The following is an 875-nucleotide window of genomic DNA, read 5'->3' as shown; positions in this document are numbered from 1 at the left end:
CTACACCAAGGACTGGAAGACCGCGGCCAAGGACTCCGCGTTCAAGGCCGCGCAGGAGTCCGAGCGCGACCGGGTCTACTTCAACCCGGCCGTGAAGCAGGGCAAGGCCGACGGCGTGCGCGCCCTGGGCCAGTTCGCCTACTACGACGCGATCGTCGTGCACGGTGACGGTGGCGACAAGACCAGCTTCAGCAACATCCGCAAGCGCGCGCTCGGCAAGGCGAAGCCGCCGTCGCAGGGCGGCGACGAGAAGACGTGGCTCAACGCCTTCATGGACGCCCGCGTGTGGGCCATGAAGCAGGAAGCGGCCCACGAGGACGTCTCCCGCATCGAGACCGCGCAGCGCGTGTGGCTCAAGGCCGGCAACTTCGACCTGAAGACGCCGCTGAAGTGGAAGGTCTACGGCGACAGCTACACGATCAACTAGCTGGAAGCCGGAAGACGAAGAGGGGCGCTCCGAGCGGGGCGCCCCTCTTCCTGCGCGGGGAACCGGTAACGCCAGTTACCGATGAAAACGCTTGCGGCGCAACCACTACCACTGTTCAGCCCAGTGCTGATCACACCGGATCGCCGATCCGGTAAACCCTCTTGCCGGCAGTGGTCTGAGCCCCTTACCGTTGCCTCACTGCCGCCCGGGACACACCGACTTCTGGCCCCGGAGGAACCACACGTGAAGATCTCTGGTCGCGTCGCGGCCGCGCTTCTGGCGTGCGCCGCCCTCATCACCACCGCAACCTCGGCCCAAGCAGCGGACCTCAACGACCCGCGCCTCAAGGACATCGCGATGCAGATCGTGTCCAGCGCGGAGAACTCCACTTTGGACTGGAAGAGCCAGTTCGGCTACATCGAGGACATCGACGACGGCCGCGGTTACA

At 65.6% G+C, this 875-nt stretch carries 2 protein-coding genes; both read left to right on the top strand.

Features of this window, described 5'->3' with window-relative positions; all coding sequences use genetic code 11:
- On the top strand, window positions 1-427 hold a 427-nt coding region (locus UK23_RS48050; protein WP_045318567.1), incomplete at its 5' end, for a chitosanase.
- Window positions 428-670: 243 nt separating this feature from the next.
- Window positions 671-875, top strand: a 205-nt coding sequence (locus UK23_RS54470; protein WP_045318566.1) for a chitosanase, incomplete at its 3' end; no start/stop codon positions are given.

Source organism: Lentzea aerocolonigenes, from assembly GCF_000955955.1.
In the GTDB taxonomy this organism is placed as follows: Bacteria; Actinomycetota; Actinomycetes; order Mycobacteriales; family Pseudonocardiaceae; genus Lentzea; species Lentzea aerocolonigenes_A.
Note: the sequence above shows the minus strand (reverse complement) of the source record. Positions and strands in the feature narration are given on the sequence as shown.